21 protein-coding genes are annotated in these 25,745 nt (G+C 50.2%); 7 read left to right on the top strand and 14 right to left on the bottom strand.

Going from position 1 to position 25,745, the window contains the following annotated elements; all coding sequences use genetic code 11:
- Positions 1–10: 10 nt before the first annotated feature.
- Complete coding sequence (locus tag AB4Z29_RS10385; protein ID WP_441942983.1) at positions 11–820, bottom strand: GNAT family N-acetyltransferase; 810 nt, start codon at positions 818–820, stop codon at positions 11–13.
- A 168-nt stretch (positions 821–988) separates the two neighbouring features.
- Positions 989–1,933, bottom strand: coding sequence for an NAD(P)/FAD-dependent oxidoreductase (locus AB4Z29_RS10380; protein WP_441942982.1), 945 nt, complete (start codon positions 1,931–1,933; stop codon positions 989–991).
- A 267-nt stretch (positions 1,934–2,200) separates the two neighbouring features.
- On the opposite strand from AB4Z29_RS10380, the gene AB4Z29_RS10375 reads away from it, so the two are divergent.
- From AB4Z29_RS10375 to AB4Z29_RS10365, 3 genes are all read left to right on the top strand, one after another.
- Positions 2,201–3,676: a hypothetical protein gene (locus tag AB4Z29_RS10375; RefSeq protein ID WP_441942981.1), complete on the top strand. Its 1,476-nt coding sequence runs from the start codon at positions 2,201–2,203 to the stop codon at positions 3,674–3,676.
- 24 nt (positions 3,677–3,700) lie between these two features.
- Entirely contained in the window at positions 3,701–4,225 is a 525-nt protein-coding gene (locus tag AB4Z29_RS10370; protein WP_441942980.1) for a hypothetical protein, read from the top strand.
- 169 nt (positions 4,226–4,394) lie between these two features.
- Entirely contained in the window at positions 4,395–5,363 is a 969-nt protein-coding gene (locus AB4Z29_RS10365; protein ID WP_441942979.1) for an MraY family glycosyltransferase, read from the top strand.
- Between the two features lie 72 nt (positions 5,364–5,435).
- On the opposite strand, the gene AB4Z29_RS10360 is transcribed toward AB4Z29_RS10365, so the two are convergent.
- The gene (locus AB4Z29_RS10360; protein WP_441942978.1) at positions 5,436–6,683 is read right to left on the bottom strand and encodes a hypothetical protein; all 1,248 of its coding nucleotides are present in this window, start codon (positions 6,681–6,683) and stop codon (positions 5,436–5,438) included.
- Between the two features lie 394 nt (positions 6,684–7,077).
- Between AB4Z29_RS10360 and AB4Z29_RS10355 the strand changes: the two genes are divergently transcribed.
- Positions 7,078–8,997, top strand: a complete 1,920-nt coding sequence (locus tag AB4Z29_RS10355; protein WP_441942977.1) for an acyltransferase family protein — start codon at positions 7,078–7,080, stop codon at positions 8,995–8,997.
- Between the two features lie 134 nt (positions 8,998–9,131).
- Here the strand turns inward: AB4Z29_RS10355 and AB4Z29_RS10350 are convergent, their stop codons facing one another.
- From AB4Z29_RS10350 to AB4Z29_RS10335, 4 genes are all read right to left on the bottom strand, one after another.
- Positions 9,132–11,231, bottom strand: a complete 2,100-nt coding sequence (locus AB4Z29_RS10350; protein WP_441942976.1) for a glycoside hydrolase family 36 protein — start codon at positions 11,229–11,231, stop codon at positions 9,132–9,134.
- 99 nt (positions 11,232–11,330) lie between these two features.
- Positions 11,331–12,650 (bottom strand): ABC transporter substrate-binding protein, encoded by a 1,320-nt coding sequence (locus tag AB4Z29_RS10345; RefSeq protein ID WP_441942975.1) that lies wholly within the window; start codon positions 12,648–12,650, stop codon positions 11,331–11,333.
- Positions 12,651–12,780: 130 nt separating this feature from the next.
- Complete coding sequence (locus AB4Z29_RS10340) at positions 12,781–14,421, bottom strand: response regulator transcription factor (RefSeq protein WP_441942974.1); 1,641 nt, start codon at positions 14,419–14,421, stop codon at positions 12,781–12,783.
- The gene (locus AB4Z29_RS10335; protein WP_441942973.1) at positions 14,414–16,246 is read right to left on the bottom strand and encodes a sensor histidine kinase; all 1,833 of its coding nucleotides are present in this window, start codon (positions 16,244–16,246) and stop codon (positions 14,414–14,416) included. Before AB4Z29_RS10335 ends, AB4Z29_RS10340 begins: the two co-directional genes overlap by 8 nt.
- A 168-nt stretch (positions 16,247–16,414) precedes the next feature.
- Here AB4Z29_RS10335 and AB4Z29_RS10330 point away from each other — a divergent pair, with 168 nt between their 5' ends.
- Together AB4Z29_RS10330 and AB4Z29_RS10325 are read left to right on the top strand one after the other, a co-directional pair.
- Positions 16,415–17,305 (top strand): carbohydrate ABC transporter permease, encoded by an 891-nt coding sequence (locus AB4Z29_RS10330; RefSeq protein WP_441942972.1) that lies wholly within the window; start codon positions 16,415–16,417, stop codon positions 17,303–17,305.
- Positions 17,305–18,144 (top strand): carbohydrate ABC transporter permease, encoded by an 840-nt coding sequence (locus tag AB4Z29_RS10325; protein WP_441942971.1) that lies wholly within the window; start codon positions 17,305–17,307, stop codon positions 18,142–18,144. The genes AB4Z29_RS10330 and AB4Z29_RS10325 overlap by 1 nt, the downstream gene beginning before the upstream one ends.
- Positions 18,145–18,465: 321 nt before the next feature.
- On the opposite strand, the gene AB4Z29_RS10320 is transcribed toward AB4Z29_RS10325, so the two are convergent.
- From AB4Z29_RS10320 to AB4Z29_RS10290, 7 genes are all read right to left on the bottom strand, one after another.
- Positions 18,466–20,523 carry a methyl-accepting chemotaxis protein gene (locus AB4Z29_RS10320; RefSeq protein ID WP_441942970.1) on the bottom strand — a complete coding sequence of 686 codons (2,058 nt, stop codon included), beginning with the start codon at positions 20,521–20,523 and terminating at the stop codon, positions 18,466–18,468.
- 359 nt (positions 20,524–20,882) lie between these two features.
- The gene (locus tag AB4Z29_RS10315; RefSeq protein WP_441942969.1) at positions 20,883–21,248 is read right to left on the bottom strand and encodes a DUF1304 domain-containing protein; all 366 of its coding nucleotides are present in this window, start codon (positions 21,246–21,248) and stop codon (positions 20,883–20,885) included.
- 21 nt (positions 21,249–21,269) lie between these two features.
- On the bottom strand, positions 21,270–21,884 hold the full coding sequence (locus AB4Z29_RS10310; RefSeq protein ID WP_441942968.1) for a flavin reductase family protein: 615 nt from the start codon (positions 21,882–21,884) through the stop codon (positions 21,270–21,272).
- 34 nt (positions 21,885–21,918) lie between these two features.
- Positions 21,919–22,533: an alpha/beta hydrolase gene (locus AB4Z29_RS10305; RefSeq protein WP_441943080.1), complete on the bottom strand. Its 615-nt coding sequence runs from the start codon at positions 22,531–22,533 to the stop codon at positions 21,919–21,921.
- A complete protein-coding gene (locus AB4Z29_RS10300; RefSeq protein ID WP_441942967.1) occupies positions 22,533–23,480 on the bottom strand; it encodes a ring-cleaving dioxygenase in 948 nt (315 codons plus the stop codon). Before AB4Z29_RS10300 ends, AB4Z29_RS10305 begins: the two co-directional genes overlap by 1 nt.
- 61 nt (positions 23,481–23,541) lie before the next feature.
- Complete coding sequence (locus tag AB4Z29_RS10295) at positions 23,542–23,943, bottom strand: DoxX family protein (RefSeq protein WP_441942966.1); 402 nt, start codon at positions 23,941–23,943, stop codon at positions 23,542–23,544.
- 153 nt (positions 23,944–24,096) lie between these two features.
- A complete protein-coding gene (locus AB4Z29_RS10290; protein WP_441942965.1) occupies positions 24,097–24,549 on the bottom strand; it encodes a MarR family winged helix-turn-helix transcriptional regulator in 453 nt (150 codons plus the stop codon).
- A gap of 164 nt (positions 24,550–24,713) precedes the next feature.
- Between AB4Z29_RS10290 and AB4Z29_RS10285 the strand changes: the two genes are divergently transcribed.
- On the top strand, positions 24,714–25,709 hold the full coding sequence (locus AB4Z29_RS10285; protein WP_441942964.1) for a DUF1835 domain-containing protein: 996 nt from the start codon (positions 24,714–24,716) through the stop codon (positions 25,707–25,709).
- The last annotated feature ends 36 nt before the right edge of the window (positions 25,710–25,745 follow it).

Genomic DNA, 25,745 nt, shown 5'->3' with positions numbered 1-25,745 from the left:
TGCTACTTTTCTACATGAATCTAATCTCGGCGATAGGGCCGCTCTCTATAAAGCCTATATTCTTGTATACCTTATTGGCGTTCGGATTTCTAATATCCGCGTAAAGCATCGGCTCGCGATCCTCTTCCTCCAGTACCTTGCAAAGCCCCGCTACAACTGCGCTTGCATACCCGTTCTTACGCAATACCGGCGGCGTGTACACCGTATTGATCCGGCCGTGCCGAGGAGAACGATGAGCGATATTGGCCATCGATACCGGAAGCTCGTCAACCGTCCAGAAATATAAATTGCCTCTCATAACCATACCCTCAGCCGCCGGGAGCTGGCTCGCAGGGATTACGGATGCTCCATACGCATCCTCCGAGAAGCCTGCCATAAATTCAGCGACGAGCTCCACATGCTGCCTTGTTGCCTGAACCAGCTTTCCTTTTACCTTAACGGGTTTAATCACCTTTGGGCAAGAATAAGTTTGCATCTTCATATAGGAATGGTATTTCAACGAGTTCATTTCGGAGTATAGCTTAGCGAAGAGCTCTGCCGTAGGCGGGGCACCGCATATGCCAGGCAGATCCGTCCCTTGATAATAGCCGACAAGCTCCTTCATGAGCATAATCTTATGTTCATCCGTAACATCCTCCGATAACCAAAGCCATGCATTATGGCCTGGCGACCCTGCGAACAGCATTCGTCCGTCAGGTGTTTTGAGCGCGGTCGCCCCCTCGATTGCCGTAATCAAATGAATCAAATTGTATTGCAGCTCATCTCGCATAAACGGAAATTGGTTTAATACGCAATCATCGGCTTGCAACTTTTCCAGCATAAGTTCCCTCCCTCTACCCACGGTTAGCACACACTATAGTAAACATGGAGCAGTTGATTTCGATTGGTCCACATCCAATACCCATAAAGCGGCCGGGTGTAACAAATACACGACATATTCTCATCTTTATCCCATCGGTTCAAACGACCCAGGTGGGCATATGCTTGCTCACCTCCCATTGAATCCCGAATCAGCCGAATAAACTTCATATCCGCCGAAGTCGGCATTTGTCAGATCGGTGTTCGCCCCAATCGCTGCCTTGCTGCCCTCTCCTGCCGCCACAATCAGCTGCGCAGGCACGATAATAGAGGTATCGCCCGCAGCATACACGCCTCTGACGTTCGTTCGGCCATAGTCGTCCGTCACGAAGCCGCCGGACGGCGTCATCGCGCATCCGAGCTCTTCCCCGAATGCGGCAGCTTGGTCCCAAGAAGGCGTAATAAAACCGCCCGTACGCTTCACCTCTATATCATTCTCAAATAGGATTCGCTCCAGCTTCCCGTTCTCACCTAGAAGCGCTTTGATTTTGAAAGGAGCCACCTGAATGCCCCTCTGCCCAAGCATGGCGATCTGCTGCGTATTCAATGTATGAGCTCCATTCGTGCACACGAGCACGTCCTTGCTCCAGTTATACACGATTTTGGCCAAGTGGAAGAGATTGGAGCCTTCAGATAGAACCATCAGCGGCTGGTCTCGAAGCTCCCAGCCATCGCAGTACGGACAGCTAAACACGCTTTTTCCATAAAATTGCGGCAAGCCTGCTATATCGGGCAACGACTCCTTCAGCCCCGCGGCCAGAATAACCGTACGGGCTTGATACTTAACCCCGTTGCTCGTCGTCACCTCAAAAATGCCAGCCTTCGGTTTAATTTCGGTAACCTTATCCGGTTTGATTGTGACGGAAGGATAGTTTGCGATATCCTGATGCGCGAGCCTGCGCAGCTCCCTCGGCTCAATGCCGTCCCGCGTAATAAACCCATGGGACTCGCGGGCTACAGCGTTTCTCGGCTTGTTCGTGTCAAATACGATTACCATTCTCCGCGATCTGCCAAGCACAAGCGCGGCGTTCAAGCCTGCCGGCCCGCCGCCGATAATGGCACAATCCAGCTTCATGTCCTCGTCCCCTCCCTTCTTAACTTCGTGCGTTCTGTCTATTAAAGGATCGCTTATCCTTATTCACACAGAAGGAGTAGAATACCTATGCGTGACTGTTTTTTTGAAATTCGATAAAAACATTGTCGAAAATAAGGTAATTCGTACCAATTTAATAGTACAATTTGGCAAGTCATGCTAAGATAAAAGAACTACATCATAAGCTCGGATTACGCATGGTTATACCATTTCATTCAGGCAGGCTTTCCACTTTAGGAGGGGTAATACTTGGCTAACAGTCCATTACAGAAGAAGCCGACTTCTTCCCGCGAATCTATTAAATCGACGCCAGGCCAGCCCTCCGTTACTTCGGACCGGGCGCCAAGCGCCGCAGCCCCTTCCAATGTCCTGCAATTGCAGCGCACGGCAGGCAATCGCGCTGCACAAGCAAACGTCAAGCAGCTCCAGGGTGACGGAGCCGCCGCTGCTGGAGGCTCGCAGGCGATCGCCAGCTGGCTGAAAGCAGAAGCTGCCAAAGATAAGAAATCGGATTTATTCGCATTCTTTGAAGCATTAAGCACCACCGAGCAGAAGATCGTCACGCATCTGTGCTCAGGAGGGACCGGCTCATCCTCGCTGAGCAAGGCAAAGAAGCATATTACAGGCTTTACCGGGCGCAGCGTCGACTGGGATAAATTCTCTACGATCGTGCGAACCGTGAAAGGCCAGAATACGAAAAACTACAACGATGACACCGATCGCGATTATGTAACGTACGCAACGACGGCGGCAGCAGCCTCGGTCGGTGCCGCAAGCGCAACCGCGACCAGCGTGAGCACGACTCAGGGTCTTGTTACAGGCGCAGCGCACGAAGGCGCTCTCGGAGCCGTTACCGATATCGGTCCTGCAGCCGCTATGCTCAGCGGGGTTACTTCAGGCATGCAGATCTACAATGCAACGCAGAATCATGACGAAGCTCTGAGCACGCATGATAAAGCGCAAAATATCGGAGGAGAAGGCTTTGCTGGTGTTGCCGACCTTACTCGCTTCGGGGCACAAAGCGTGGTCAACACACAGACATATATGGGTGCTGCCGTCAGCACCGCGGCTACGGCAGCAGCCGGAGCGGCTGGCGTAGTTGGCGGAGCAGCCTACCTGGCAAGCGGGGCAGCCGGCGTGTATACGCATGGCAAACGCAAAAAAAACCTCGAAAAGCTGGAGAAAGAAACGGCCGGCAAGGATGCCAACCTGAATCTGGCTGCAAATATTGGAGCCAGCACGCAGGAGATTAATCGCAAAAAAAGCGGTGCTACGGCGTTAAAAGGCGCGGCAATGATTGTCGGGGGCGGCCTGTTGCTTGCGAGCGCGGCAACCCCTGTCGGATGGCTGCTGCTCGGCGTTGCGGGAGCCATTGGCGGTATTGCGGCTATCTATAAATTTTATAAGAAACGTACGCGCAAAGAAGAAATCGTGGACCGCTTCCTTGGCGTGGATAAGAAAGTGGCGGAGCTTCAGGCTGCTGATCCAAAAGCCAAGCCGGACAAATCGGTTCTTCGCAACGGGCTGCTCCAGCAGAACGGATTCAATTCCGTTGCGCAGTGCTACGCCCAGATTATTACCGATCTTGCTCACACGATATACAAAAAAGGCGTGCTAGAATCCGATCCGCAATATGTAACCTTGATTACCAATATCGGTCTCAAGCCAGACCCTAAGAAGAAGACGCCAAAAGCGGATCTTATCGCGAAGAAACTCCATACTTAGTAAATGCAGGAGGTGTGTATGACCATGGATACAACAGGACCAAACCGACTGCTTCACCTGCTGGAGGCCGATTACCGCTCGGAAGGGTTCCAGATCGGCTGGGCAGAGCCTACGCCAGAAGATCCTTTCCGCTCGCTTATCGTTTTATTTGACGACATTGGCGACGAAGCGCGGGAGATTCAGCTGGAGCTTTGTTTCCTTCCTAATATGGAAGACGCTGAGGCAGCAGGTATCTGCATTCTGCAAGCCTTCGTTACAATAGCTGAGGGAGTGTCCTCTGACTATTATGAGCAGCTGCTGCTGCTCGCGGCCAAGCTGAATACCGTATTGCCTTTGGGTGCATTCGGATTATTCGCCGACACAGGCGTCGTTTACTTCAAGCATAATTCACTCCTCCTGCTTGGCAACGAGGACGTATCCAACGTCAAAGCGATTGATACGCAGAACGGCCTCATTCTTCATCTCCACCAGCTGTACATGGAAGCATTGCTTCGCGTATCAGCCGGGGACGAAACCGCTGAGCAAGCACTGGAGAATCTCCTGCTATAGCTTGCAACAGAAGGAGATCCTACAGCTTATAGTCTACAAGAAATGTCTGGCCCCAGCGCACCGTGCTGGGGCCAGACATATATTAATATCTTCTCACATACGTCGCCGCCAATCGACAATCTTCTGCTCGAATTGTATAATTCTGTTGTTCCTTCAATAATTAACGGTGGTGACCAACATTCTATACGTAATCTCTCTCGTCGTTTCCTTCGCGATCGTTTATTTCTTAATACCGCCGTTTGGCAGAATGGCTTTCCGCTTTGATTTCGTGGACAAGCCCCGCAAGGACGTGGAGCGGAAGCTTCATCGTGAACCGATTCCTCTAACGGCAAGCTATGTCATATTTATCGGATTTTTCGTTACTTATCTATTGGTTACTAGAGACTTTTCGCTCCAGACAGGCGCTATATTTGCCGGTGGCGTGCTGCTCCTGGTTATTGGCACCGTGGATGATTGGTATAAAACGAAAGGGAAAGACTTTCCTTCCCTGCCTAAATTCATCGTGCAAATATCAGCGGCCGTGCTCGTGTACGCATCCGGCATATCCTTTACCGGTTTTTATAACCCGCTCTCAGGCGATTACGTCATGCTTCCGGTGATTTTACAATTCTTGCTTACGATATTGTGGATATTCGGCGTTACGACCGTCATTAATTTCTCAGATGGCATGGACGGACTGGCAGGCGGACTATCCGCAATCTCAGCCGTGACCCTATTCGTAGTGGCGCTCGCAAAGGGTCAATCCAACTCTGCCATTATGGCTATCATTTTGGTCGGCGTAACGATTGCTTACTTAAAGTATAACAAGCCGCCAGCCAAAATCTTCATGGGTGATGCCGGTGCGACCTTTCTGGGATTCATCCTAGCCGTTATCGCGCTCGACGGCGCATTCAAGCAAGCTACAGTCCTATCGCTATTCATCCCGATCCTTGCGCTGGGCGTACCGATATTCGACAATTTATTCGTCGTCGTGAAACGAATGATGCAAGGAAAAGCGATCTATCAAGCAGATGCCAGCCAAGCCCATTACCGGCTGCTTCGCGCAGGCTTGAACCACAAGCAGGTGGTGATGTTCCTATGTTTAATCAGCACTTGCCTGTGCTTGTCATCCATCATTCTGCTGCTCGTACAAATCTAAAGCAAGAACCGAGACGCGGCGTCTCGGTTCTTTTTTGTTCGCGTTACAGCTGCGTTCTTACTAACGATACGTTCATGGATGGTCATAATAGGCCACTACCTCAGGCCAGCTCCACTGTCCATAATAAGAAGAAGCGATGTCTATTTGTTTAATCCATACCACGGCACGGCGGCCGCGGGCATCTGCCAGCATGACGTTCGCCTTCGTCTGATCGGCGTTCACCCATGCAAGAGTGTCTTTCAGACGTGCAGGATCGTATTGTCCTTGTTTTTTCGACGGTCTCGTCAGCTGCTTTTGCTTGCCGTTTGCAAGCTCTATGCTGACTAAATGCGGGTAGACGGGACTTGCGGGCTCCATAGCGCCTGCCTTCTTCTCCTTAGCTCTTGATACGACGATATGAGCTGGGTCCTGCCATGTGAAATCCCCATCTACAAATCCTTTAGGCGTGTAGGCAGCGCTTCTCTCGGATGAAACGGCAATGACCTTCAGCTGCTTGTTGCTGGTCGCCTCGCGTCCGATTCCCGCAATGTAAGCAAGCTGATCACCAACAGGCGACCATTCGAACCATTCCTCATGACGGACCATTTCATCCAGCGTTCGAAATACGACACCGTCCGCCGATACGGCGCAAAGCGTGTTGCTGTCAGCTGATAGCGAAGCGGTCGGCGTCGCTAGGAACGCAATCCATCTTCCGTCGGCCGACCACTTGAAGGCACTTGTCCCAACGGCAAAAAAATCATCCGAAGGTTTCGGCAACACATGCACGATTACATATTCAGCTGGCCGCCCTAATGCCTTAAGCGGAATTTCGTAAAGAGTAATCGGCGTCCACCCATCCGGCAGCAGCTCCGAGCGGGAGGAGGCAAAAAAGCCCTTTCCGCTTGGCAGCCAAGAAAAATTGCCGATACCATCTGCCTTCCCAAGCAAGATGCCTRGCTGCTTGGCATCGACATATTGCAGTTGCCCGTTGATGAGAAATGCCAGCTTCTCGTCATAAGGCGACCACTGGAAACGAGCGCCACCCTCCGCATGCACCAGAGCTGCTCTAGCGGTACGAAGCTCCAGCACCCATAATTCCTTTTCGTCTGCTCCTTTTGTATAGGCGAGCCACTTCCCATCGAACGACCAGCTCGGATTCCGAATGGCCGGTCCTTTATCCAGCAGCTTCTCTTCCTCGCCTGCTTTCAGCCATAATCCGCCTTCCCTGACGAAAGCAGCCGTCGGATGACCTATCCCTCGGGCTGCCTCACTATAGTCAGCTTCCCCTGCGATCAAAGTAAAGGCCATCAACACGGCAATTCCCACTCTCAAAAAACGCATTCGTTGCATTCCTCCTCATGTTCGTCACGTTATGGTTACCGTTCCCTGCACCAGAAGAAACATACTACGTTTCCATGCCTAATTTTAAAGGCTGCTATATCGATTTTGATTCAGATTTGATTCAGGTTTGATACAGGTTTGATTCAGGCTTGATTCAGGTTGATACCGGTTTGATTCAGGTTTGATACCGGTCTGATACCGATTTGTAACTGTTCTGTTACGAATTTTCCGTGCTTACCTTTTATAATTGCTTATACAACGATTTAACTTCCAGAGGGGCTGAACATCATTTTTACCGTCCGCAATTCCTTCCTATCGCATCTGTCTCGCACGCTTCGCCAATTTCGCTCTGCTGCAAGTCTCCCCATCCTGATTTGTGAAGGAGGCATTCGCCATGCCTAAGCCCATTGGCAGCAGCAGCCGGTATATGCCTGGACTTGATGGCCTGCGCGCTGTCGCCGTTCTAGCTGTTATTGCTTATCATTTAAATCTAAAGGCTGTGCCTGGCGGCCTGCTTGGCGTGAGCATGTTTTTTGTCCTCTCTGGCTACCTGATTACGGATATTTTGCTTAAACAGCTTGGTCAAAATAAAGCCATCGATCTCAAAACCTTTTTTATTCGCCGAGCAAGAAGGCTTCTTCCCGCGATGTTTCTCATGATCGCGCTCGTTTCCTTATGGCTGTTCGTCAGCGATTCCGGTAGACTCTTTGCATTAAGAGGAGATATCGGCTCCGCTTTGCTCTATATAAGCAATTGGTGGCTCATTTTTCACGAGGTCTCTTATTTCGAAAGCTTTGGTCCCGCCTCGCCTTTCGGACATTTATGGTCGCTTGCGGTCGAGGAGCAATTTTATCTCATCTGGCCGATTTTACTAATCGCAGCCATCCGCTTCGTTCCCAAACGCGGTCAGTTCGCATTATGGACACTAGCCGCAGCCGCATTATCTGCCGGCGCTATGGCATTGCTTTATCAGCCCGGCATTGACCCAAGCCGAGTATATTACGGTACGGATACAAGAGCTTTCGCTCTCCTTATCGGGGCTGCATTAGCTGTCGTTTGGCCGAGCTGGAAGCTATCCACGGCAATATCGCAGCGCAGCCGCATGGTGCTCGACAGCGTGGGAACGGTCGGCATGATCGTAATCGCGGTTATGATCGCTACAACCGGCGAATACGATGCTTTCCTCTATCGCGGCGGCATGGTGCTGCTTGCCCTTGCCACAGCTGCAGTCGTTGCCGCGATGGCGCATCCGGCGAGCAAACTAGCCGGCGCCATCGGCAGCAAGGTGCTGGCATGGATTGGCGTTCGCTCCTACGGCATATACTTGTATCATTATCCGATCATCGTGCTAACTACGCCGACTGCCGAGGCAGGAGAGCTTCATCTAGCAAGAGCATTCATGCAGGTCGTACTCACCTTTGTTCTTGCAGAGCTGTCCTGGCGCTTTGTAGAGGAGCCGATCCGACATGGCGCAATCGAGAAGCTGGCTCGTTCGCTTAAAGAGTTTTTCCAGATCCCTCATCTGCGGAAATCAACAACCTACTTTGTCGGCATCATCTTGATCGTATCCTGCGTATCCTGCGCAAGCAATTTCGATCTCCAATCGGCAGCCGTCCAAGCGGATAGCGGATCAGCAACAAACCACCCAGCCGTAACCATTGAAACAACGCTGACTTCTCATAAGCCTGCTGTACCTGACGCAGCAAGCAAGCCAGATAAAATCGATGACACTCTGCAAACGAAGCCTGATCCGACGGACGGAAAGCCTGATACCGTTGTTGCCAAACCAACGAATCCTACCACTACGACAACACCTGCACCTGCAGTAAAACCGGATGCTTCCCATCCGGCAGATGAAATTACGGCAATCGGAGACTCCGTACTGCTCGATGCCGGTCCTTATTTAGAGAAGCTGCTGCCCGGCATCGCCATAGACGGCAAAATAGGCAGGCAGTTCTCACAGGCTGTTACGATTCTAGAGAAGCTGAAACGCAGCGACGAACTCGCGGACACGGTCATCATTGAGCTGGGTACGAACGGCTCCTTCACGACAAAGCAAATGGTTGCATTGCTGGAGACGATTGGACCGAAGCGAAAGATCTTCATGATCAACACGCGCGTACCGCGCAAATGGCAGGACACCGTAAATAAAATGCTCGAGGAAACCGCTAAAGCAAACGAAAATGTGACGATCGTAGATTGGTATTCAGCAAGCAAGGGGAAAAAGGATTTCTTCTCCACAGACGGTGTCCACCTGAAGAAGCACGGTGCTTCTTTCTATGCGGATATGGTAGCAAAAGCAATCAAACGTTAGGAGATACGGAAAGATACTAAAAATAGCGTGCAGCGGGAGAAACAGCTTCTCCCGCTGCACGCTATTCTAGTTCAAGGACTGTACATTTTCTGTTACTTCGTCTTCGTCTTCGGCTTCGGCTGAAGCAGCAATAGCTACATGACACGCAGCTCGAACAGCCTTGCTGTTCTCTCTTCCTGAAGACTGACTTCCAGCACACCCTCCGCTTCATGCCAAGCCCAATCTGAACCGTGAGACTGAGCAGGATACGCGCATCTCGCTTGAAGCTGCTGCCCCTTCCATCTCGGAAGCGGAAGCTTCACAGTGCCTGTGCTTCCTTTGATTCGCCACACGGCCAAGTATATGCGGTCCTCATGACGCAGCCCATAGCACACCCAATCATCCTGCTGCGTCGGCAGGCCAAGCGGCCAGAATGGCCGTGCGGCCGGAATGTCGCTGCGGATGGCTTTGTAATAATCGAGTGCTTCCTTGACCAGCTCTCTGCGACGGGGACTAAGCTCCGCCAGATGGCCGCTCTGATGAACCCGCAGCAGCAGCGCGTTGACCATGTTGAAGATAACTTCTTCGTCATCGCCCTCTCTCAGCGGATAGGACCAAATAGCCGATTGCTCCGGTGTGAGCACCGCAGGCGAGCTTGCAGCGATTGCCGCATACTTTACATAATCCTCTTGGTCGCTCGTCGATTGAATGCTGTGACGGCTGAGCATCGCATAATCCATCCGCATGCCTCCGCTCGAACAGTTCTCGATGACTAGGCTCGGATACTTTGCAAACGTCTTATCCAGCCAGGCCAGATAAGCTCGGTTGTGCTGGAGAAGCCCGTCTCCATAGCTATCAGCATCGGTTTCCGTTCCAATCCCTGCGTTAATATTGTAATCCATCTTAATATAGCCAACGCCATAATCCTCGACCAAACGGCGAATCACCTCATCCGCATGGGCGATAACCTTAGGATTGCGGTAATCGAGCTGATAGCGGCTGCGGTCCTTGACGCGTTTGCCGTGCCGCATGAAAAACCAGCTGTCGTCGGTTTCCGCAAGCTTCGGACTATTGATGCCCATAACCTCAAGCTCCAGCCAAAGCCCAGGGATCAGACCTTTTTCCCGGATATAGTCGAGCACATACTTTATCCCTTGAGGGAATCGTTCTTCCGACGGAAGCCACTCTCCTACGCCGTCCCACCATTCGCCTGGCGCATACCAGCCCGCATCGATACAGAAGTATTCACAGCCTACCTCCGCAGCGGCGTCAATTAGCGGCAGCAGCTTAGCAGTCGTAGGATCTCCCCATAAGCAATTCATATAATCGTTAAAGATAACGCGAAGCAGCTTATTATCCTCATTAGGCCTCCGAATAAGGCGGCGATAAGCCGTCAGCTGATCAATCGACTCTTCAAATCCGCCAACAACCGACCCGATCGCCAGAGGGACAGACACGAACTCCGCGCCTGGCGCAAGCTTAAGCCACCAATGGTTGTCATGCTCTGTCGGACCGCTAATGAGTACGGTCAGCAAATCGGACTGTTCAATGATTTCCCAATGCCACGAGCCGTTATGCTCAATCTGCCAGAACAAGCTTGTTCCTGCTTCTTCATTCTGCAGCACGGCCATCGGGATATGCTCAGCAGCTGACCATGATCCGGTATTGCTGCAGGAAACACGCTTCGAACCGCGGTCCTTCATATGGGACATTCCAAGCTCAGGCAGCTTGTACGAGCGCCATTGCAGCTCGCTTTGCCAGCCATTATGGGCTACGTGCAGCCTCATTTTATCATCCCGGTCGACCTTCCCTTCTTTGTCCAAGCCCGTCAACGCGAAGGACGACACATATTCCACTTCAGCATCGGCCGTACCTTCATTCTTAAGCACAGTCCAGCAGCGAACGGTCTGTACGCCATCGTAGAATTGAAAGTGCTGAACGGCCTTAAGACCCGTCACTTCATCCCGCAAGCCAAGCTCCAGCTTGCGCCCCGCTTCGTTGCGCGTATCCTTATGCGCATCATATACCATCCGGAGGCCTGGATAAGAGGCGCGATGCGTGCGTCCGTGATACTCGTCACGGTCCTCCCCTGTCAGCTGCAGCTCCATCAAGCGGAATCCCTGTTTTTGATTCGTTTGAATCGTCTCGTTACCCAGCGGTCTAGGACCGAAATGAAGGAACAGCACATCCCCGCTGTCGGTGATTTCAAACTGTAGGTATAATCCATTTTCCATGATTTCAATTTGCTTGCCCATCCTATGTTCACGTCCCTAGCTATTTGATTTTGTCCCCATAAAACAACTTAACCCAGCACTGTAAAAGTGCTGAGTTAAAGTCATGCTTATTCGCGAGACTTATTCTGCGGAGCCGAATTGTACCCAAGCCTTTTGAATTTCGTCAATGGCTTGTTCTTTCGTTTTGCTGCCGCCGATGTAGCCTTGCATCAACTCACCAAACTTTTGGTGGAACGTATCTAGAGAGTAGTTAACCGACAAGTCGCCGGATTTTTCCGTTTTTAGAATCTCTTCCATTTGCTTCGGCATATCCAGTTCAGGAAGCGGAGCGTCCTTGATTGGAGGAATAACCTTCGCTACAGTGGAGAACCAGCTCTTGCCGTAGTCGGAAGTGTACAGCCAGTTGAAGAAAGCGATCGTTTCATTAACCACTTTGGAGTCTTTGTTGATGCGAAGCGCTTGGTCAGCGCCTGTCACAAGCAAGTTTTGCTCTGCTTTTTCGCTTACTGGATAGCCTACGATACCAAGCTCAAAGTCTGGCGTAATTTTTTTGATCGCTTCTTCGTCCCAAGCGCCTTTACCCGTCATGAATGCTGCTTTGCCGGAAGCAAAGTCGCTCACTTCTGCGTTGCTGTCACGCTCAAGCGGCTTGCTCGTACCATGCTCAACCGTTGTGTCGATGAAGCCGAAGAAATTGTCTTTCAGTACGGGGTAGTCGTTGAATGTCGTTTCGCCTGCGATGAATTTGCCTACCAATTCCTTCGGTGTAATGCCTGCATCCTCAGCAGCCGCATTCACGAAGTTTTGGAAGATATGCTTCCATACCCACCACTCTTTATAAGCGTTGGCGAAGGGAGTAATGCCTTTTGCTTCAAGCTTTGCGATTGCGTCTTCCATTTGGGAAGTTGTTTTCGGCACTTCTGTGATGCCTGCATCAGCTAGCAGCTTTTTGTTGTAAACCATGTTCATCAAGTTTCCTTTGACAGGGAAGCCAAGCACTTTCCCGTCTTTGGAGCTCATGTTGATCTTAACGGAATCTGTCATTGCAGCCGCAAGCGGCTCATTTGTAAGGTCTGCGCTATATTCAGCGAAGGTATCGATATCGCCGCCCGCCGTCGTTTGGAACACGTCCGGTGTGCTTCCTGCAGCAATTTTCGATTTCAATACAGTGTTATAGTCGGCTTGCATAATTTCAAGATTAATCGTAACGTTCGGTTTTACTTTTTTGTATTCTGCGATGTATGCGTTAAATGCGTCCGTGTATTCGGGAGAGGCCGTAAACATATTGATGGTCACCGGCTTATCCGAGGCTTCCGTATTCCCTCCGGTATTCGCGCCCTCGTTGTTGCCTGCCGTGTTGTTCTTGTCGCTGCCGCAAGCAGCCAGTATTCCGATAATCAGCACGAGGCTGACGGATAGTGCCAGAAATCTTTTAAACATTGAAATGCCCCCATTTCCTTCGTTGGTTGTGGTCTACGATGCCTATTCTAAAGAAAAAGAAATCGGATAAGAATGCACATAAGTGAATAGTTAAGGGTAAAAAAGTGTCATGCTGTTTGCTGTTCACTTTTTAACTACTCCCGCTTGATGCCCGATATTCACTTGGCGATAGTGAGTAGTAGTTGCGGAACGCCTTGCTGAAATAGTTTTTATCCTTATACCCCAGCATCTCGGAAATATCTTGAATTTTCAAATTCGGGTCATCGAGCAGCTCCTTCGCCTTGTCCATTCGCACCTTCTGCACATACTCGTGAATACCGAAGCCGAACTGCTGCTTAAACAGCTTCATCAAGTATTCTCTGCTCAGAAAATATTTGTCCGCAAACATCGAAATTTTGATTTCTTCAAAGTAATGGTTGTCGATATATGTTTTAATATCCCCTACTTCGAAGGGCTGATTCGTCAAGAGTGATTTCCTAATTTGTCCGCTGAAAAAATCCAGAATATCGACCAGCAGCTGCTCGAATTGCTCCAAATTCTCAAAATCACTGTTAATGCCGACATCCCGCAACGCGTGATCGCCGCTAAGCGGCAGCTCGGCTTGCGGTGCGCCTAGTTCAATCGCCATATCATTCAGCAAAATAACGAACTCATGCAGCGCACGATCCGCTTCCCCGATGTTGAACCAATCCGACGCACGCCATTTCTTCATGTAATCATTCAGAATGGATTTGGCGTTATGTATGTTGCCGCTTTCCAACGCGCCGCGAATCACCAATATCCGGCTTGTCAACGACTGCGTTTCCTTAGTGGCCGATGCTTTATCCGAGGCTGCGATGACGGTTGCCCCATTGAGCCTAAGCAGATCAATGCCGTTAATTGCAGCTTTGGCCGCTTCGTAAGAAGACGCCAGCTGGAGAGCATCGGGCGTGGAATGCCCAATCCCAACGGCAACAACGATGCCGAACAGCTCCTTCAGTGTAGAGACGACTTTATTTAATTGATGAACCGATCGATAGGCGATGTCCTCCGGATAACCGCCTTTCATTGTCAGGATCGCGATAAGCTCGCGCTCCTGCTTTGGGCTTGCGAAGCTAAAGGCTCCGAAATGATCGCCTGCTATTTCGTTTATGACATTTGCTACCGCGAAGTGCAGCAGGTCGGTATCGTGATGGAATCGTTTTTTGCGAATCTGCTCCAGATTGAGCACGCGCACAACGACCGCCGTGAAGCGGTTGCCGGGATCATCCGCACCGATCAGCGGCAGGAAAGCTTCGTTCGTTTGGCTTTTGAAGCTGCGCTCGATGATTGATAGATAGACTCTTTCCTTGAGCCTCGGCAGAGACATATTCAGCGTAATATTGCGATTAATGAAGTCGCTGTCCTTCTTGCGCTTCGCGTCCAGCACGTCGATCGCCTTGCGCAGCGACGCATTGAGATCCTGCCGGTTGACGGGCTTCAGCAAATAATCAACAACCTTGGAGCGGATAGCCTGGCGCGTATATTCGAAATCATTATATCCGCTTATTACGATTGTCAGCAGATCAGGAAAGTCCCGTTCAATGATTTGCAGCAGCTCCATCCCGTTCATCTCCGGCATCTTCATGTCGACCATAGCGAGATCGACCTTATGCTCTGCCAGCATGGCAAGCCCAACCTTCCCGTCGGTTGCTTCCAGCACCTCCGCAACGCCTAAGCCCTTCCAATCGCCCAGTATGCGAATCGCTTCGCGAAGCGGCTCTTCATCATCAATAATCAACACTCTATACATGGCTCACGCCTCCCCGCGGTAATAACATTGCCAGCTCCGTGCTAGATTTATCCGTATGGATAATCAGCTCTGCCCCGTCTCCATAAAGCAGCTTCAGCCTTGTATTCAAATTCACGAGCCCAATGCTCTCGTTCTCATCCTCGCGATCCTCCCATGCCTGCAGGAAGGATTGCCGAACCTGCTCGAGCCGCTCCGGTGTGAAGCCAGGCCCATTGTCCCTTACGGAAATGACGGCATGCGTTTCCGTAACCGCAGCGCGGATTTCAATCGTAATCATACTCGATACTTTCTCCAGCGCATGCTTGATAGCATTCTCGACAAGCGTCTGGATCGAGAGCTTAGGCAGCTCCAGCTCCAGCAGCGCTTCCTGCCACTCATACGCCACCTGGAGCCTGCTGCCGAACCTTGCTTTCTGCAGGGAAAGGTAGTTCTCGATATGCTTCAGCTCGTCCCGCGCCTGCACGATATCTTTCCCGCTGATGCAATAGCGCAGCGTAAGCGCCAATGCATCCACCATATCAGCAATATCATAACGCTCATTCTTTAACGCTTTCGTGGAGATGGCCTGCAGCGCGTTATAGAGGAAATGAGGATTTATTTCTGCCTCCAGCGCTTTCAATATGGCGTTTTTCTCTACGAGCTTCATTTTGTAGCGCTCATTAATCAGATCGTTCGTCCGCCGCACCATGAGATTGAAATGACGGGACAAATACGCAATCTCATCCCTCCCCTTCACCTCTGCCTCTGCGTCGAAATCGCCTGTACTGAATCGGCTCATATGATAGGAGAGCTTCTGCAGCGGCCGCGTAATGGCATTGGAGAAATATATGACGATGATGATGGACAGAAACAGGAAAAGTAATCCGATAATAAAGCCTAAATTACGCGTCGTGCGGGCAGCCTCATAAATCTGCGAGTACGGAATCGGCTTAACGAGCCTCCAGCCCTCCTGCTCTCCTATGTCATAGACAACCAAATACTTCTGGCTTCCCTCCGACCAGGTCAACTGTCCTTTGGCTCCTTCTGTCAGCTTTTCCGTAAGGAAGGCTTCCTTCGCCCTCTTGTAAAACGCTTCATCATCCGTATAAAACGGCTCATTGTCCGGACTCAGAAACAGCAAATGCTGTCCCTCGTCAAACGGAATGTCCTTCAAAATCTGTTCGCTAACCGAATTGTCGAAATAGAACGATAAGACTGCCTGCGGCTGTCTCGATACAATTGAACGAAGCACCCTATGATAGGCCATGAAGGTATTGTCGAATTGAACCGGGTAGCCTACTGCTTTGCTCTCTAATTGAACAAATGGCTGATATGAGCGGTTGAAAGGACTTGTCATGGCTTTTTCATACCAAGGCATCTCCGTAATCATCGGATCGTTTCCCGTGCGGACCGCGATATTATTATTTTCCTTCGTTATGGAGTAATATTTTTTTTCGTTCACGACATAAAGGTAGATCGCCTGAAGATCGTTTCTCGAATAATACAGCTGGCGCAAATAGTTCTCCAAATACATTTTCGAAGCATACTCCTCCGATTCATGCATGATCGCATACGTAATTTCATCGAACCGGATTTGCGGCAGCGAGAGCTGCTCCATCCCATTCAAATAATCCTCCATATTCTGATTAACGAGCAGCAGGTTGTTGGAGGTGCTGGCAATGCTGTTCGTGACCGACTCCTTCTGGAACATCTGATATGAAATAAAAGTCAATGACGACACTACGAGTATAATAATGGTCGTGAAAAGCAAAATAAGCTTGTTCACCAGCCTTCTGGTCACCTGTTCGGCAGTTTCCCTTATTGCTCGCAACGCTCTGTTCATCATGATAATCCACCACCTTTTAACACAGCATGAAGTTCACCTTTTTACCCCTAACTGATTTCTTAAATCCATTTTTGCAGGGCGGATGGCTGTTTTATAATACACAATATAGCTAATCCCGAATTTTTGAAATATAAATTTAGATGAACCATAAAGAGATGAGGTATGGCGATGTTCAAATCATTAGGTAGAAAATGGAGCGAGAAGCTCGAATTCGGCATCTTCACCTTGCCTGTATTAATTTGTATCGCGGTCGCTTTTTACATTCCGTTCGCGATGACCATTCGTTATTCCATGACCAAGTGGAACGGGATCTCCAAGCATCCGAAATTCGTTGGGCTCGATAACTTCAAGCAAATTTTCATGGGTGACACGAACTTTGCGAACTCCGCATGGTTTACGATTAAATATGCAGTGTTATATATCGTTATCGTGAACATACTGGCCATACTTCTGGCAGTTGTTCTGGATATGAAGCTTAAGACGACCTCTTGGCTGCGGGCTGCTTTCTTTATCCCGTATATTCTAAGCCTTGTGATCGTCGGTTTTATCTGGAAATTCATTTTCATGCAAGGCTTCGAGTCGCTGGGGCAAAGCACAGGCTGGGGCATCTTCGATCTCAGCTGGCTTGGCGAGCCTAAGCTAGCCTTCGTCTCCATACTGCTCGTCTCCATCTGGCAGTCAATCGGCTTCTATCTTGTCATTTACATCGCAGGCCTGCAGTCGGTGCCTGACGATTTGAAGGAAGCTGCAACCGTTGACGGAGCTGGACCGGTCAGACGCTTCTTCAGTATTACGCTGCCGCTGCTTGCGCCTTCTATCACGATTTCCGTCTTTATGGCGCTGACGAATTCCATTAAAGTATTCGATGTCATCCTCTCGCTCACGGGCGGCGGGCCTGGCGGTACGACTTACAGCATCGCCTATGATATCTACCGCGATACGTTCCAGAACAATCTTTACGGCTACGGTACGGCAAAAGCACTCATTTTGTTCGTCGCTGTTCTATTCGTAACAATCATTCAATTGACGCTCTTCAAACGCAGGGAGGTTGAAGCCTGATGAAAACGCAAAGTAAAGGCCGAGCAGGCCGCATTGTCCTTGAGATCATCATGGTGCTTCTCTCGCTCGTATTTCTATACCCGTTGTTCTTAGCCATTAACAACTCATTCAAAAGCTTCGGCGAGGTCATGACCGATGTTGTCGCCCTTCCGAAGCAGCTCGTATTCGAGAACTATTCGTATGTATGGTCGTTCATCAATTATCCGAAGCTCTTTCTGAACAACTTTGTCATTACGACTGTCGGTCTTGCGGGGATTATTCTCGTTTCTTCTATCGCAGCCTACAAGCTGGCCAGAACGAAGACACGCTGGAGCGGACTGCTCTACATCGTGTGCATCATGCCGATGCTGATACCGTTCCAATCCATCATGCTTACTGTGCTTCAGCTCGCCAAAGACCTTCATTTGTCCGAAAGCACTTGGGGACTCGGCATTCTTTATTGGGGCTTTGGCGCACCGCTTGCCGTCTTTATTTACCACGGCTTCGTGAAAGGCATTCCGAAGGAGATTGACGAGAGTGCGACTATAGACGGCGCATCCGGCTTTAAGCTGTTCTTTCTTGTCATCTTCCCGCTGCTGAAGTCCGTTACGACAACTATCGTCATCATCGACGTCATGTGGATTTGGAATGACTTTCTGCTGCCGCTGCTTATGGTTAACGGCTCGCCTGACACCAAAACATTGACGCTAGCCGCTTACACCTTCGTCGGCCAATATACTTCTGATTGGCAATATGCGATGACAGCCATGGTAATGGCCGTGCTCCCATCGATTATCGTATTTATCTTCTTGCAGAAATACATCGTCAAAGGCGTTGTTGCCGGAGCGGTGAAAGGTTAACTGAAAGCCTGCGCAGAGTTGGGTTTTCTAATGCACTTAGAAACTTTACTTCACTTGCCAATGGGCACCGAAAAAGGAGCTAGCGCATTCAAGCCGCTTAGCTCCTTTTTCGTACGCCTTTTCACTTTTTCAAAGGAGCTAAGGATTGCCTAAATGCTCCCGTGGAATCTCTTGCTATTAAGCAGGATCAAACTTCATCGTTGCGTCACGCTGGGGGAACAAGATCAGGAAGGCATAATGTCCCCTGCTCGATATGGAACGGCCTCAGCACAGCCTCTTCAAGCGCAGGGCATCGCTCGCCTTGGGAACAGCCTTCTCGTACTATTCTGTTTTAAACTTTGCGGAAGCAACCGCCAAATCCTGCGTCAGCTTGTCAATCGTCGTAACCATTGCCGCAAGCTGCTGCACCATAGCCGCCTGCTCCTGCACGGTTGCCGTTACCTCCTCGACAGAAGCGGACACTTCCTCACCCGAGGCCGACAAGCTTTGAGCAGCATCGAGCACATCGTTTTTCGCAATCTCGACCTCATACAGCTCTTCAGCCATCGCCCGTACTTGTTCAATAATATCTTTTACATGCCCGGATACGAGCTCGAATGATTGTTTCGTCTGGCCAACGCTATCATTATGCTGCTCCGTAATGCCCTCAATGACGTGAACGCTTTGGTTGTTCTGCTCTACATGGTTGATCGTCAGTCCTACGATGGCATTGATGTCCTGCGATTGAATAGAAGTCTGCTCCGCAAGCTTCCTAATCTCACTCGCCACGACGGCGAAGCCTCTGCCATGCTCTCCCGCCCGAGCCGCTTCAATCGAAGCATTCAAGGCAAGCAGCTTCGTTTGATTCGCAATCTCGGCAATCGCATCGGTCATTCGGCCGATGCCGGATGAGCTCTCCGCCAGCTGGCGCGTAATGTCCGAAATTTTGCGAACCTCATCCTCGTTGCGTACATTGATTGCCACCAAAGATTCAATGACCTCGTGGTTTGCCTCGAAAATCTCGGTTATCGCGTCGGCCTTTTCTTTGATCGTATGCGATTTGGCTGTCGCGCTGGCGATTTTGTCGCCTACGTCCATAAACTTATTGACGATGGACTCCGTATCATTCGCCTGCGTTTCCATCGCTTTCGCAATCTCGGACGTCGTCGTCGATGTTTCCATAATGGAAGTGGATGTCCGGGCGGAGGTTTGGTCGAGCTCTCTTGTGCTGCCATGAAGCACGGTGATCGAGCCGTTCATGCTCGTAATCAATTCTCGGTTGCGCTCCGCCATCGTGTTGAAGCTGTTCGCCAGCTCCTTGAACTCGCCATTGTATTTGCCAGTCGCCGAAGTGGTGAGATCACCTGAGGACAGCTTTTTAAAGAGTCCAGTCAGCTGAACGATCGGCTTCGTCACGAGCCGGGATATAAGCATGCCAACCGCTATGGATAATACGAGAGCAATCAACATCACGGTCATCATCTGCCTCATCATCGCTTGCAGAGGCTTATTCACATCTGAATAGGGATCCTCGACAATGACGGTCCAGTCTGATAGCGGTATTTTGGAATAGTAGGCCGCCTTATCCTTCAGCTCTACTTCGCCTTGGGCTAGCTTGCCAGAGGCGTTTGGCTTCGTAATTTCCGCATATTCTGCAGTTTCCATCGGCTTTCCTATTAACGCCTCGTCTCCCGAGTGGTACACGATGGTTCCTAATCTGTCCAGAATAATGACTTTTCCTTCGGTGTTAATTTGAATATTTGCCAGCTTGTCTACGAAAAAGGAGGTAACGGCCGTTGCGATAAACACGCCTTGCACCTTGCCGCTGGAATCAAGTACTGGCAATGAGAATACGTTTACCTGATTGCCGCTTGTTTTGGATACCAACGCTTCGCTGACTACCGTTTTTCCTTGCAGGCTGTCTTGGAAGTACTGCCGATCCGATCTCGTTTTCGTTATAATTTCAGGATTGTTGGATGCGATGATTACCCCGGCCTTATCAATCAGCATAAGCGATTCGATACCGGGCATGCCCTTGATGCTGGCTGTAAGCGTCTGGTTCGCCTTCACATGGAGCCCATTCGAAGCTGAGAAGAAGGCTTCGTCCGCCAGCTTGCCCGTATTCCGCAGATTCACTAAGTCGGTCAGCGCAGAGTTGATGGATATTAAAAAAACCGACTGCTGCTCGAGCTGTACGGAAGAAAACAATCCTTCCCCGATTCTGTCGGAAATTGCTTTGATCTCATCCTTGCTCTTGTCTAACGTAATGCTCGAAGCAATCTTGTACGAAATCATGCTGGTAGCCGACAATACGACACACACCAGTAGACATATCATGGCAGGAAGCTTAAAGCGGAAAGACAGGTTTGATATCGAGTCCATTTTCTTAGCGGCGGGCATTTAATATTCTCCTTTTTGACAGCTGAAGTGTGAAATGGCATTCATGCTGCATAATACCTCAATCCTATCAAAATATTATTAGAGAAATGAGAGGAATGCTTTAGGTTATTGTTAGCTTTCCGTGATGACCCGCCAATTGTGGTCGCATGTCGCATCCACGATGCCTTAATTAAAATAGACAGCATGCTGCCGCCTTTGCCCTATCCATAGGAGAGGGGCTTCCATGTACGATATGCATCACAATATAATACTTAGTAATACTTTTATTTTATATGCGCGAAAGTATAGATTTACACAGTACGCAAACAGCCCGTACCGGTGATCATCACCAAGGTACGGGCTGTTTGCATTTGAGCCTTTTATGAAGCAAGAATGACGAATAGGAGAGCGATAAGCGCAGGCAAGCCTTGTACGACGAGAATAGACTTCTTCGCCGTCAAGCCGCCGTATACGGCAGCGACGAGCACGCAGATCAAGAAAAAAAGCTGGATTTGCTGACCGAATTCATCATTCGGATGGAACAATCCCCATGCCAATCCCGCTGCCAGAAAGCCGTTATACAATCCCTGGTTGGCAGCTAGCGACTTCGTGCTCTCCGCGAACTCTTTCGTCGTTCCAAAGGATTTGCGCGCGCGCGGCGTATTCCACAAAAACATCTCTAGCAATAGAATATAAATATGCTCTACTGCCACAATGGCGACTAATATCATGCTTAAGATAACCATGATGTTCTCCTCTCGCTTTCCTTAACTAGGTCGCTCAATCATAAACTGTTCGCCAAGCTTTGCATAGTCGCTCCCGGCAAGGCGGCTTACCGGCTTCAAAGCCTTGGCATCAATGCGGCCTTTCTCGTACAAGGATTCGTCGATATGGAATCGAACGACTCTGCCGATCAATAGGTCGCAGGCAGGCGATTGCCCGTCTCCGCCAAGCGGGAGTGCCTGCTCCAGCACGCATTCCATCCGTATGCCAGCCTCAGCAACGCCGGGCACGGCGATGCACTCGCTTGCTACCGTAGTTAACCCCGCAAGCGCTACCTCGCTTTCATCCGGCGGAACATTCGCCGCAGTCACATTTATTGCTTCAATGTAGCTTTCCTGCGCAATGTGCACGACGAACTCGCCGGCATGAACGGCATTGCGGGCGGTGTCCTTCTGGACACCGCCCGGTTTGCGTTGTACGGATACCGCTACCATTGGCGGATTTGCCGTAACGATATTAAAAAAGCTGAAGGGCGCCGCATTCAGCACGCCCTCGCTTGATAACGTCGTAACGAAAGCAATCGGCCGCGGTATGATGCTGCCGATGAGCAGCTTGTAATTATCCTGAACGCTTTGACTTGTTGGATCAATCGATTTCACGGACAACCCTCCTATTCTAGCATTTCAATTCTGTCTACTCGCTTTTGAATGTACTTGTATACCAAGCCGCAGCTGCTGCGACCTCTGAGCTAGTCAACTGATGCCCGAACTGCTCCCAGTGGAGCGTAACGGAAGCGCCTGCTCCTTGCAGCATTTGATTCAGCTCCTCGGTTTCCTGAGGTGTGCATAGCGGATCATTCGAGCCTGCCCCGATAAAACAAGGGACACCTTTCAGATCCGGCAGCGCTACATCACGAATCGGTACCATCGGATGATGCAGAATCGCTCCGCGCAGCGCTCCCTGGTAGTGGAACAAGAGGCTGCCTGCAATGTTAGCGCCGTTGGAATAACCGATTGCCACTAGGTTGCTGCGGTCAAACCCGTATTGCTCCGCGGCACTGTCTAGGAAATCATTCAGCTCTTTGGTCCGGAACACGAGGTCCTCAAGATCAAAGACGCCTTCTGCCAGTCTGCGGAAATAACGCGGCATGCCGTTCTCCAGTACGTTCCCCCTTACGCTGAGCACCGATGAGGCTGGAGATAACCGGTCAGCGAGCGGGAGTAGATCCCGCTCCGTTCCCCCTGTACCGTGCAGCAGCAGAAGCACTGGTGCCGCCGGATCCGTTCCTTGCTTGAATATATGCTTCATCATTTGTCCTCCTCCAATACCCTGATGTCAAATGGCGTTAACAATTGCTCGATATCTTTGCGGCGACCCTCGTACCATTCAGGAAGCATCAGTTTCTCGCCAAGGTGCTCCGCATCCTCGTCACGGGCAAAACCCGGAGGATCTGTCGCAATCTCAAACAATATGCCGCCGGTTTCCCGGAAGTAGATGGCGTTGAAGTACTGCCGGTCAACAATCGGAGTAGGAAGGAAACCGCTGCCTTCCACTTGGCTTCTCCAAAACGCATGCTCCGTGTCGTCTTTTGCCCGCCAAGCAATATGGTGGACGGTTCCTGCCCCGCCATGGCCAAGCTCCATGCTTTCCACATTAACGTCGATCACGTTGCCGAGATCACCTGACGATTGAAAGCGCGCATATCCGCCTTCTTCGCCAATTTTCACAAGACCCATTACGTTAACAAGCGTTTCGGCCGTTGCTGCAGGCGCCGCACTGTACAGAATCGCTCCGCCAAAACCTTTAATCGCTTTCTCAGCCGGTACTCCGCCGAATGTCCATTTGCTTGGCGCTCCCGATTCACGGGCCACAATCTCAAGCTTCAAACCGTCCGGATCCTCAAGCTGCAGATACTGCTCGCCGAATCTCGATGTTTCAGCGAAATCTACACTCAGCTTCGTGAAGCGCTCTTTCCAGAATTGGAACGCATCAGCCGGCACCACATACGTCGTGTACCCCACCTGTCCAGCACCGACTTTTCCTTTGCGTGAATTCTCCCAAGGGAAGAACGTAATGATCGTGCCCGGGCTTCCCGCTTCATTGCCGAAGTACAGATGGTAGACCTCGGGCGCATCAAAGTTAATCGTTTTTTTAATTAAACGCAGACCCAGCACCCCTGCGTAAAAGTCAGCCGTTACCTGCGGATTTCTTACAAAAGCGGTTACGTGATGAATACCTGCTGTTTTGTTTGTCATTTTAAACACTCTCCTTATTTTATATGAATTTCAAAAGTATTGTAACTAACAAAATCTCAAATTAACGAATGAGTGCATCGATTGAATATTCACCCGCTCCAGTTAATGCAACACCTATAGCAATGGCTAAAAGTACAAGATTATATTCATAGCCGTTAGCAGTAGCCCACAGACCGTTCTGTCCATGCACCTTCACGATTGCAACCAGCATCGTCATAACAATCAATACTGCGGCAAGTGGTGTAAGAAGCCCTGCTGCGAACAGCAGCCCTCCGACAAGCTCCATGAGGCCCGCAACCACTGCCATCGCTACACCCGGTTTAACGCCAATCGACTCCAACCATCCGCCAGTTCCTTTCGGGCCGTAGCCTCCGAACCATCCAAACAGCTTCTGCGCACCATGACCTATGAACAACAACCCGACAACCAGACGAACGATCAACAATCCCAATGCAATACTCATTTTAATTCCTCCATTTTTTGTTTTTTGTTACTAATTAAAGAATCTTTAATTTAAGATATTTGGCAAGCATAAACGGTTACCAGCAGCTTCCCGCCACAAGAGCCCGTTTGGCTTCTAATAAGAAAGACGTTGTTATGCTGCTCGCTAACTTCGCTACTTGTAATGCTCCTGCGCAAATTTCCCCAGCTTCTTAAGCAGCTTGCTTGCAAGCTGTTTCTCTTCCGATGACAATCCATCTACTGCCTGTTCGATAACCGCTTGGTGTCCGGGAAATACATGCTCTACAAATTGCTTGCCCTGATCCGTTAAATCCGCGTAAATGAGACGCCGATCCTCGGTTGATGCTCTGCGGCGAACCAAGTCCTTCTTCTCCAGCTTATCGACAACGTAAGTAATGTTGCCGCTGCTCATCAATACCTTCTCACCGATTTGCTGCAAGGGCTGAGGCCCTCTATGGTATAACAGCTCCAGCACGCCGAATTCCGTTCGATTCAAGCCATTGCTTCGTATGTCTCGATCCGCATGTGCGTTGACCCATTGGGTCGCTCTCGACAATGCAATGAAAAGCTCCAATGATACATTCGGTTTCGGATTGTCGTTTGCCATGATGCTCACTCCCTTCCGCGTTTCGCATGTCTTTAAGTTAAATATCTTGAATTAAAGATAATATATTTTCAGGACGTTGTCAACACCTTATTTAAAATGATTTATTTTGCCGGTTGCCAAACCATTCCGGATCGGCGAATATCAACGTATAAGGAGGCGGTTCGATGATTCACATTGTTAACGGAGATTCGGTTGGCAGCAAGCTCCATGAGGCTGGCGTGCAGGGAGAGGTACTTGTATGGAGGGAAATGTACACTTTCGGTCCCGTTTTTCTGCAACCCGGACTGGCTGAGAACCGGCTGCGCAGAGCTGCCTATATGGAACAAGCCTTTGGCATACCGCAGCTTGAGTGGATATCGTCTGCCGAGACACAGGAACGCCGGCTCGCAGCTTTTCGCGAGCATCGCGAGATTGTGCTCTGGTTCGAGCATGATCTGTATGACCAGACGATGCTGAGCTGCTTGCTCCATTGGTTCGCACAGCAGGATTTGGGCAGCACCAAGCTGTATTTGCTAAGCATCGATCAGTTCCCAGGCATCGCTTTATTTCACGGCTTAGGCCAATTAACGCCGGCTGAGCTCTCCACGCTCAACCACACTTGGAGCGAGATCGGCGATAAACAGCTGGCATTAGGCAAAAAAGCATGGGATGCTTACGTCGCAGATCATCCGATGGCCATCGTGGAGCTGCTGAAGGAGGATACGTCGGCGCTGCCATTCCTGCATGACGCGTTCCAGCTGCATCTAGCTCGTTATCCGTCTGTGCGGAATGGTCTTGGCCTTGTTGAGCAAACGACACTGGAGCTGCTCGCGGAAAAATGGCATACTTCCCAGCAGCTCTTTCAACATATAAATACTAAACATCATCGGCTCGGGCTAGGCGACCTTCAGTATTGGTTCATACTTAAGCAGTTGTCAGAAGGTCATGATCCCTTAATATGCATAGAAAACGATGTGCCTATTCCCGGACTGCATGATTCACCAGTCCAATTCCTACAAGCCCATATCAATCTTACCGAACGAGGAGTAGAAGTGTTGGGCTGCAAAAGCGACTGGGCAAGGCCAAGCGGCTGCGGCCGCTGGCTTGGCGGGTTCTTTCTAGGGGATGAAAAAACAAACTGGCGCTGGGATGATAAAAGTTCCGTCATCCTGCGGCAATAATTGAAAGAGCCCTCCCGGCATGGGAACTGACCCCTG

The organism is Paenibacillus sp. 2TAB23, from assembly GCF_052115165.1.
GTDB lineage: Bacteria > Bacillota > Bacilli > Paenibacillales > Paenibacillaceae > Pristimantibacillus.
Note: the sequence above shows the minus strand (reverse complement) of the source record. Positions and strands in the feature narration are given on the sequence as shown.

Bases quoted from the DNA above. Each gene is read 5' to 3' on its own strand.
- AB4Z29_RS10385 (WP_441942983.1), bottom strand. From the start codon at position 820: ATGCTGGAAAAGTTGCAAGCCGATGATTGCGTATTAAACCAATTTCCG.
- AB4Z29_RS10380 (WP_441942982.1), bottom strand. From the start codon at position 1,933: ATGAAGCTGGATTGTGCCATTATCGGCGGCGGGCCGGCAGGCTTGAAC.
- AB4Z29_RS10370 (WP_441942980.1), top strand. From the start codon at position 3,701: ATGGATACAACAGGACCAAACCGACTGCTTCACCTGCTGGAGGCCGAT.
- AB4Z29_RS10355 (WP_441942977.1), top strand. From the start codon at position 7,078: ATGCCTAAGCCCATTGGCAGCAGCAGCCGGTATATGCCTGGACTTGAT.
- AB4Z29_RS10350 (WP_441942976.1), bottom strand. From the start codon at position 11,231: ATGGGCAAGCAAATTGAAATCATGGAAAATGGATTATACCTACAGTTT.
- AB4Z29_RS10345 (WP_441942975.1), bottom strand. From the start codon at position 12,650: ATGTTTAAAAGATTTCTGGCACTATCCGTCAGCCTCGTGCTGATTATC.
- AB4Z29_RS10340 (WP_441942974.1), bottom strand. From the start codon at position 14,421: ATGTATAGAGTGTTGATTATTGATGATGAAGAGCCGCTTCGCGAAGCG.
- AB4Z29_RS10335 (WP_441942973.1), bottom strand. From the start codon at position 16,246: ATGATGAACAGAGCGTTGCGAGCAATAAGGGAAACTGCCGAACAGGTG.
- AB4Z29_RS10330 (WP_441942972.1), top strand. From the start codon at position 16,415: ATGTTCAAATCATTAGGTAGAAAATGGAGCGAGAAGCTCGAATTCGGC.
- AB4Z29_RS10325 (WP_441942971.1), top strand. From the start codon at position 17,305: ATGAAAACGCAAAGTAAAGGCCGAGCAGGCCGCATTGTCCTTGAGATC.
- AB4Z29_RS10320 (WP_441942970.1), bottom strand. From the start codon at position 20,523: ATGCCCGCCGCTAAGAAAATGGACTCGATATCAAACCTGTCTTTCCGC.
- AB4Z29_RS10315 (WP_441942969.1), bottom strand. From the start codon at position 21,248: ATGGTTATCTTAAGCATGATATTAGTCGCCATTGTGGCAGTAGAGCAT.
- AB4Z29_RS10305 (WP_441943080.1), bottom strand. From the start codon at position 22,533: ATGAAGCATATATTCAAGCAAGGAACGGATCCGGCGGCACCAGTGCTT.
- AB4Z29_RS10300 (WP_441942967.1), bottom strand. From the start codon at position 23,480: ATGACAAACAAAACAGCAGGTATTCATCACGTAACCGCTTTTGTAAGA.
- AB4Z29_RS10295 (WP_441942966.1), bottom strand. From the start codon at position 23,943: ATGAGTATTGCATTGGGATTGTTGATCGTTCGTCTGGTTGTCGGGTTG.
- AB4Z29_RS10290 (WP_441942965.1), bottom strand. From the start codon at position 24,549: ATGGCAAACGACAATCCGAAACCGAATGTATCATTGGAGCTTTTCATT.
- AB4Z29_RS10285 (WP_441942964.1), top strand. From the start codon at position 24,714: ATGATTCACATTGTTAACGGAGATTCGGTTGGCAGCAAGCTCCATGAG.